At 62.0% G+C, this 6,000-nt stretch carries 6 protein-coding genes; all 6 read right to left on the minus strand.

From position 1 onward, the window contains the following. Positions 1–66: 66 nt before the first annotated feature. Complete coding sequence (locus EN914_RS01000) at positions 67–843, minus strand: SDR family NAD(P)-dependent oxidoreductase (protein ID WP_407067770.1); 777 nt, start codon at positions 841–843, stop codon at positions 67–69. Further along, the gene (locus EN914_RS01005) at positions 840–1,754 is read right to left on the minus strand and encodes an NAD(P)-dependent oxidoreductase (RefSeq protein ID WP_024505470.1); all 915 of its coding nucleotides are present in this window, start codon (positions 1,752–1,754) and stop codon (positions 840–842) included. Before EN914_RS01005 ends, EN914_RS01000 begins: the two co-directional genes overlap by 4 nt. Next, positions 1,744–2,667, minus strand: a complete 924-nt coding sequence (locus tag EN914_RS01010) for an NAD(P)-dependent oxidoreductase (RefSeq protein ID WP_050580541.1) — start codon at positions 2,665–2,667, stop codon at positions 1,744–1,746. Before EN914_RS01010 ends, EN914_RS01005 begins: the two co-directional genes overlap by 11 nt. Continuing rightward, the gene (locus tag EN914_RS01015) at positions 2,654–3,538 is read right to left on the minus strand and encodes an amidohydrolase (RefSeq protein ID WP_032899712.1); all 885 of its coding nucleotides are present in this window, start codon (positions 3,536–3,538) and stop codon (positions 2,654–2,656) included. Before EN914_RS01015 ends, EN914_RS01010 begins: the two co-directional genes overlap by 14 nt. 102 nt (positions 3,539–3,640) lie before the next feature. After that, positions 3,641–4,948, minus strand: a complete 1,308-nt coding sequence (gene hisD, locus EN914_RS01020; protein WP_024505473.1) for a histidinol dehydrogenase — start codon at positions 4,946–4,948, stop codon at positions 3,641–3,643. Beyond that, positions 4,945–5,874, minus strand: coding sequence for a 3-hydroxyisobutyrate dehydrogenase (mmsB, locus tag EN914_RS01025; protein WP_024505474.1), 930 nt, complete (start codon positions 5,872–5,874; stop codon positions 4,945–4,947). Before mmsB ends, hisD begins: the two co-directional genes overlap by 4 nt. Positions 5,875–6,000 lie beyond the last annotated feature (126 nt).

Consider the following 6,000-nt stretch of genomic DNA (forward strand, 5'->3'; position numbering starts at 1 on the left):
CGTAAGCATGCGTCGCCTCCAATGTTCGTCGTCGCATCGATCCGCAGGCCCGTGCGGACTGTCTTTTCAGTGCATGAATCGGCCGCCGTTCACGTCGAGAATGAGTCCCGTCACGTAGTCGGACAGGTCCGAGACCAGGAACAGGCAGGCTTTTGCGATATCGTCAGCCGTCCCGAGCCGGCCCAGCGGGATGTTCACGACGATGTCGCGCCGCTTGTCTTCGGTCAGCTTGTCGCCAAAGATGTCCGTGTCGATCGTGCCGGGGGCTATCGCGTTGACGCGGATATTGTGCTGCGCCAGTTCACGCGCCATCGACTTGGTGAGGCTGTGGATGCCGCCCTTGGCTGCGGAATAATGCGGCCCGCCGAAAATGCCGCCGCCGATCTGGGCCGCGATCGAGCCGATCGAAACGATCGCGCCGGAGCGCCGTTCAATCATCGAAGGCACGGTAGCCTGGGCCATGTTCAGGCTGCCACGCAGGCTGGAATCGATGACCAGGTCGAAATTCTCCTGGGTGATATCCATCAGCCGGTCTGGTTGGCTGATGCCGGCATTGTTGACCAGGATGTCGACATGTCCGAAGCGGGCCATGACGTCACCAACTGCCTTGCGGCAAAAAGCAGGATCCCGGACATCGCAAGCCACGCCGATGTGTTCGGAGCCGATGTCGCGGGCCGCATTCATGGCGGCCTCTTCGTCGAGGTCGAAGATCGCCACGCGGCAGCCCTGCGCGGCAAGCCGCCGGGCCGTGGCCTTGCCTATGCCGCGCGGCGAGGCGGCGCCTGTGATAATGGCGGTCTTGTCGTTCAGCATCACGGTGTACTCCTCCCCATATGAATTCATTCGGCGGCCTCGGCCGCGTCTTCGATATTCAGGCCTGCCCAACCCTCGATGAGGGCCGCGATGCGCGAGCAATCGGCGTCGGCCATGCCTTGCGTCATGGCGAACTGCCAGAACTGGCGGACGTTGGCCCCGAGCCACATTGGCACGCCCATACGCTCGGCTTCCTGCATGCAAAGTGTCACGTCCTTGTGCATGAGCTCGGTGCGAAAATTCTGGTCGTAGCGGCGTGTCACCACATGCTTTGGATAGGCGATCTCCGACACCCAGGACCGGCCGGAGCCGGCATTGATGATCCGGAACAGATCCTCGGGCTCGATACCGCCCTTTTCGGCGAATGCCAGCGCTTCGCCGACGATCACCATGCTGGTTGCGGTGAGAAGATTATTGGCGAGCTTGAGGATCTGTGCCTTGCCGACGTCCGGGCCGAGATGGACAAAAGTCTTTGCAAATGTCGCCAGGAACGGTCGTGCCCGTTCCAGTGTCTGCTCCGACCCCGACGCCATGACCGCCAGCGTCTCGTTGCGGACGCCGATTGGTCCGCCGCTGACGGGCGCATCCAGCACAGATACGCCGCGTTCCGCCATCGCATCACCGACCTTGCGCGCCATTGTCGGGCCGGTGGTCGAGAGATCGATATAGTGCTTGATGCGTTTGCCATGGATAAGGCCGGCCTCACCCAGCGCGACGGCCTCGACGATCGGCGCGTTTGGCAGGCTGACGAAGACCGTCTCGACCGCGTTGGCGACCGCGGCGGCGCTGTCTTGCCGCTTTGCTCCCTGCGCGACAAGGACATCGACGGCCGCAGCGTTGGTATCGAAAATGTGGACGTTGAGCTGGGCTGCCAGAGCCTTGCTGACCATGGGCATGCCCATCGCACCGAGACCGATGAATCCGTAAGAATTACTGGGCACGCGCGCTCTCCCCGATCGCTGTAAGATGTGACGGCGCGCCTTCGTAGAGGCGATAGATGCCGGTGCCGTCGATGTCGCCGTGGCCGGCGGTGACAAGCAGACGAAAGAGCTGGGCGGCTTGGCCGGACATTGGGGTTGCTGTGCCCGAACTACGGGCGAGCTCCTGCACCATGTCGAGGTCTTTCAGCAACTGACGCGCATAGGCCCGCGGCGCGAAATCATGTGCGGCGATACGTGGATAGAGCTGTTGCATCAGAACGCCGTCGGCATGGCCGTATTTCACGCATTCAGGCAGCAGCGCGGCATCCATTCCTGCCGCTTCAGCGAGGCGCACGGCTTCGGCCAGAACAGCATAATTCGTGCCGACCACGAGCTGCGCGATCATCTTGGCAACCGAACCCATGCCTGTCTGTCCGACATGGGTGAACTGGCGGCCGATGTCCTGGATCAAGGAACGGATTCGTGCGATCCCCCAATCCGAGCCGCCGGCCATGATTGTCAGTGTGCCTTCGCCTGCCGCCGAGGGACCACCCGAAACCGGAGCGTCGATCCATTCGCATCCCGTGGCCGCTTGGACGCGCCAACCGATGGACCGGCAGAAATCCGGCGACACGGTTGAGAAATCCACCACGATCTGCGGTGACAGCAGAGCATCCGACAGGCCCGCTTGGCCAAACACCACGGTTTCGACTGCCGCCTGCGACGGCAGGTTGAGGAGCACGAGATCCGCGTCCTCGACACAGTCTTTTGGCGACGCAGCGCCAACTGCACCCGAAGCCATAGCCGCAGCTTGCCGGCCGGCATCCGCGTCGAAGACTCGTAGCTTGTAGCCAAGCCCTGCAAGGCGCGCAGCCATGGGTCCGCCCATCAGGCCGACGCCGATATAGGCAAGGCGCGGCTTACCGGATGTCATAGAATTGGACCGCATTGTCGTGGAACAGGCGCTTTTGCGCTTCGGGTCCGAGATCCGCCGTGATCTCCTTGTAGCCACCAAAGATCTCATCGAGCGTGCCGCACACACTGTCGACCGGGAAATTGCTCCCGAACATGCAGCGCTCGACGCCGTAAATCTCGATGATCGACCTTACGATGTCGCGGTTGTTGGCGACCGTCCAAGGCTGGTCAGGCAGGCCGATGCCGGAGATCTTCACCGCCACGTTCGGCCGCTTGGCGAATTCGGTCATTGCCGCTTTCCAGCCGGCAATCCCCTCGGCACTGCGATCGGCCGGCAGCCCTGAATGCAGCAGAATGATCTGCGTCTGCGGGAAGCGGTCGGCGAGCGTGCACGCCTCGTGCAGATGCCACCATGGTGTCTGCAGATCGAACCGCAAACCATAGCTGGACAGCATGGCGAAACCTTCGACCCAATGCGGGTCGACCATGCTGCCTGGAGCGGCTGAGCCCGGCTTGGGATTGGATTTCGGCTTGTGACGCAGGCCGCGTACGAAGTCGAAACCGGCCAGCCGCTCCAGCACCCGGGCGCGGTCGCCCCGGTCGAGCCATGCCTGGCCGACCGCGACGTTAGGCCACCCCGTCTCACGACGAAGGGAGGCGATATAATCCATCTCGCCGATTGGATCACTCGGATCCCACTCGGCTTCGATATAGACCGTCTTGACAACGTGGTGGCCGGCAGCGTCCCGCTTGTAGTCGGCCGGCAGATACGGCCGGCATATCGAGGAGTAGTCGCCATAGCGGAATGGGATCAGCGGCCGATCGTTGAGCCACGGATAATAGTTCTGCTCGGGATTCCAGAAGTGGACGTGAGCATCCACCATCGGCATATCAGTCACGTCTGTCTCCTCTCCGTCTCGGGACGACCCGTCTCAGATTGGATGCCAGCTCCTCTTCCGGCATCCGCAGTCGTCGCCGCGATTTATCGCGATTTATTCAGCGGCGGCCGCATAGGGGACGTTGCGCCCGCCATAGCGACGGACACGAACGTTTGCCTGCTCGGCATGGCCGGCGAATCCTTCAAGTATGCAAAGGCGCGAACAGTATTCGCCGATCATTGCCGAGGCCTCATCGGTCAGGACGCGTTGATAGGTAACGGTCTTCAGGAACTTGCCGACCCAAAGGCCGCCGGTGTAACGGGCGGCTCCCGCCGTCGGCAGCGTGTGGTTGGTTCCAATCACCTTGTCGCCATAGGCGACATTGGTTCGCGGCCCGAGAAACAGCGCCCCGTAGTTCGTCATCCGCTCGAGGAAGATATCCGGATCGCGAGTCATCACCTGCACATGTTCCGATGCGATGCGGTTTGCTTCACCGACCATTTCGTCCTCTGTCGAACACAGGATCACCTGGCCGTAATCCTCCCATGCGCGACGGGCGACTACGGCAGTCGGCAGGATGTTCAGCAGCCTTTCGACCTCTGCGATCGTGGCTTTGGCGAGGGCCTCTGAATTGGTCAGCAAGACTGCCGGTGAGTTGGGACCATGCTCGGCTTGGCCGAGAAGGTCGGTCGCGCATAGCTCGGCGTCGACGCTGTCATCGGCAATGACCAGGGTTTCCGTCGGACCGGCGAAGAGATCGATGCCGACCTGCCCATAGAGCTGGCGCTTGGCTTCCGCCACAAAGGCGTTGCCTGGACCGACCAGCATGGCAACGGACTGGATGCTTTGTGTGCCCAGTGCCATGGCGGCTACGGCCTGCACACCGCCGAGACAGTAGATTTCATCCGCGCCTGCCAGGTGCTGGGCCGCAACGATCGCCGCGGCAGGTCGCCCCTCGTAAGGCGGCGCAGCCGTGAAGATGCGCGGCACGCCGGCAACCTTGGCCGTGATGACCGACATATGGGCCGAGGCCAGCAATGGATATTTTCCGCCTGGCACATAGCAGCCGACGGACTGAACGGGGATGTTCTTGTGCCCAAGAACAACGCCCGGCAGGGTCTCGATCTCGATATCGCGCAACGCTTCGCGCTGATGCTGCGCGAAGTTGCGAACCTGTTCCTGCGCGAAGCGGATGTCGCTCAGGTTCTGTTCGGACAGTTCCGCAAGGCAGGCGCGTATTTCCGCATCGGTAAGGCGAAAATCCTTGCGGTCCCATTTGTCGAAGCGGATCGAAAGCTCGCGCACCGCAACATCGCCACGCGCACGGACATCTGCGATGATGCCCTCTACAGTGGCTCTGACGGTGGCCTGATCGGCTGCCACGGCGCTCGGATCGCGCCCCTCTTTGAGTTTGCGGATCACTTGGTCGCCCCTTCCGTCGTCCTGCCTTCGAAGTAGCTGTCGAGATCGAGCGCCAGTTTGATGATGCTCGAGTAATCCTCGCCGGCATGTCCATTCTGGCAATGGATGGCGAAGAGCTCTGTTGCCAGATTTCCCATCGCTGCCAGGACTTTCGAGCTGTTCGCCAGTTCCTTGGCGAGCCGCATGTCCTTCAACTGGAAATCCGAGCGGAAACCGCCGGCAAAACCGTTGGCAGAGGGCACATTCTCCATCAGGCCCGGGAATGGGTGATAGCGCTCGAGCGCGTAATTGTTGCCCGAGGAGTTGCGCATCACATCGCTGAGGATTGCTGGGTCGAGACCATTGGCGACACCGAGTGCCAGCGCCTCGACAGTTCCCGCCATGCATATTCCGGACAGAATGTTGTTGCAGAGCTTCGCCGTGTGGCCCGCTCCCGAAGCCCCGACATGATAGATGCGCTGTCCCATTGCTTCCAGGAGAGGGCGGGCATGCTCGACATCCGTGGCCTCGCCGCCGACCATGAAAGTCAAAGTGCCGGAATGGGCGCGCGGCGTCCCGCCTGAAACCGGTGCATCGATCATGCGCCGGCCGGCGGCGCGGGCGGCAGCGGCGATTTCCACCGTGACGGTCGATGAAATCGTGCTGCTATCCATCAAGAGCGCACCCTTGCGGGATGCCGCGATGACACCCGACGCTCCAAGATAGGCGTCGCGGACATTGTCTCCGGTCGGAAGCATGGTGATAACCACATCGGCCGATGAAGCCGCCTCGGCGGCGGAGGTGGCACGTTTCACGCCCTGCTTCTCAGCCGCGTCCTGTGCGACCGAAGACGGGTCGAAGCCGATGACTGGAAAGCCGGCTTGGACCAGATTGCGGGTCATTGGTTGACCCATATTGCCAAGACCAAGGAAAGCGACGGTTTTCACTTGAGCATTCTCCCGGTCAGGCAGCCGACGTGTTGACGATGACGGTCTTCGACCAGGTGAAATGCTGGATCATGCTCGCCAGCGAGAGTTCACGCCCCATGCCGCTCATTTTCGTCCCCCCATATT

Origin of the sequence: Mesorhizobium sp. M7A.F.Ca.CA.001.08.2.1 (genome assembly GCF_003998455.1) — a bacterium.
GTDB lineage: Bacteria > Pseudomonadota > Alphaproteobacteria > Rhizobiales > Rhizobiaceae > Mesorhizobium > Mesorhizobium ciceri.

Excerpts from the sequence above, each read along its gene's own strand:
- EN914_RS01000 (WP_407067770.1), bottom strand. The coding sequence starts at position 843 with ATGAATTCATATGGGGAGGAGTACACCGTGATGCTGAACGACAAGACC.
- EN914_RS01010 (WP_050580541.1), bottom strand. The coding sequence starts at position 2,667 with ATGACATCCGGTAAGCCGCGCCTTGCCTATATCGGCGTCGGCCTGATG.
- EN914_RS01015 (WP_032899712.1), bottom strand. The coding sequence starts at position 3,538 with ATGCCGATGGTGGATGCTCACGTCCACTTCTGGAATCCCGAGCAGAAC.